Origin of the sequence: Bradyrhizobium sp. th-b2, from assembly GCF_000426785.1 — a bacterium.
Taxonomy (GTDB): Bacteria; Pseudomonadota; Alphaproteobacteria; order Rhizobiales; family Xanthobacteraceae; genus Bradyrhizobium; species Bradyrhizobium septentrionale.
The window spans coordinates 1-1,525 of the sequence record NZ_AUGA01000243.1 but is presented as its reverse complement, the minus strand read 5'-3'; the positions used below and the strand labels follow the sequence as shown (position 1 = coordinate 1,525).

At 59.5% G+C, this 1,525-nt stretch carries 4 protein-coding genes; 2 read left to right on the top strand and 2 right to left on the bottom strand.

What is annotated here, in order from left to right:
• Positions 1-201: hypothetical protein (locus tag K359_RS63935; protein WP_245284970.1), on the top strand; the 201-nt coding region annotated here is incomplete at its 5' end.
• 263 nt (positions 202-464) lie between these two features.
• A complete protein-coding gene (locus tag K359_RS0148040; RefSeq protein ID WP_029085258.1) occupies positions 465-710 on the top strand; it encodes a hypothetical protein in 246 nt (81 codons plus the stop codon).
• Positions 711-762: 52 nt separating this feature from the next.
• Here K359_RS0148040 and K359_RS0148035 read toward each other — a convergent pair whose 3' ends face one another.
• Together K359_RS0148035 and K359_RS62925 are read right to left on the bottom strand one after the other, a co-directional pair.
• Positions 763-1,008 (bottom strand): DUF768 domain-containing protein, encoded by a 246-nt coding sequence (locus K359_RS0148035; protein ID WP_029085257.1) that lies wholly within the window; start codon positions 1,006-1,008, stop codon positions 763-765.
• Positions 1,009-1,093: 85 nt separating this feature from the next.
• A partial coding sequence (locus K359_RS62925; protein WP_165125097.1) for a hypothetical protein occupies positions 1,094-1,525 on the bottom strand: 432 nt, incomplete at its 5' end.

Sequence of the window (1,525 nt, the reverse complement as noted above, 5' to 3'; positions counted from 1 at the left end):
GTCATCAAGCGGCGGCGTTTCAAACAAGACCAATCCCTTCAAGAACGTCTGTGTGACGAAGGACAGCGCCTGCGGGCGATGGCCACCGAACTGCCTGTTGGCGCGGCCAAGGAGGCGGCGCTCGAAAAGGCCCGGCAGATGGAAACCGCCTCACATGTAGACGAATGGCTTTCCTCCGCTGGCTCGCAGAGTTCGAAGTGAAGCGGACGAACCAGCGTCCCATCATCGGAGACGTTGTAAGTCCCGACATTAAGCCCCGGGAACTGTTCGCTCTCGACCTTGCCGACGATGAAACCGCGAGGATGGTGGCTCGAAAAATCGCCGCTGCGACCGGGCGGCGCGTGACACTTCGGGATGCTGACATGATAGCGATAGAGACGGTTCCAGCCCCTAAAAGGCATTAGCCTCGCGTCAGGAACCTGTTCTGCCTGCCTGCTTTGACAAGTAAAGCAGTGAGGCGAAGCATGACGCGCTATTATTTTGATCTGCGCGACGGTGAGGAGTTGGCCCCCGATGAGGAGGGCCTGGAACTCAACAGCATGCAGGCCGCGCAAATGGAGGCTGCTAAGTCGGTGGCGGATATGGTACGTGACACCGTGTATCAGTCTCAGCGCGTACACAACCACCGCATGGCGATAGAGGTCCGAGACGACAAGGGCCCTGTGATGCAGCTCAAGTTCACCTTCGAGATCGAAAAGAAGTTGCAGTAAGCTCGCAACCCAGAGTCGCCTCAGTTGGCGGCCTTGGCCTTGCCACAAGCGTCTAGGTAGGCTTACGCCGTTCGCTCTCAGCTCTATTCGCCGCCTTTAGCTGGCTTGCGATGTAGTCGGAGATATCGCCGATCTCAGCCTGCAGGTCCGCTTCCGGGATACCTTGTTCCTTGGCAGCATCGATGAGGCGCCGGCTCAGCTCAGCCACATCCTGCGACGCGCCGTTAGTCCGATATTGTTCGACAGCGTGAACGCTATTCTCGATCCAGAAATCGATAAACTCGCGCGCCTTGCTCATCGTGCATCCTCTCCGCCAACCCCCAAGACCAGCGTTAGCGCCGGTGAGCAAACGCAGCAAGGCCAGCAGACCCGACGTTCGGCAGTCAGCCAGAGACGCCTTTGGCGAAATTGATCACTTCGCCCCAGTCTAGCCGGGTATCGACCCAACCAACCTTGCCGCACGCGGTGCACTTGAGGTGCGCCGAGATATCGGACCAGTCCCAATCCGGAAGATCGGCGAGTTTCAGCCGGCCGTTGGGGTGATCGCAAGCGACACCAAAACGGTCTTGAAGCCGGCGTTTCGATCGACAGGACCGGACCAGTAGCGGAGGAAGTGAGCGGGCTTGCGGCGCCAGGGCATCGCGCATTGATTCCGCAGCTGCGGAGCGCACGCAAATTATCAAGACATTGGGGCAGGAAACGGCGCTAAGCTTTGACGCGCCGGCGGGCATGACCGGCATCTGTTCGTTCCGCGTTGGCACCAAGATCGACCCGCGCGCCGTCTCGGTGAATTGGGTGCGGGAGGGAAACGCCAT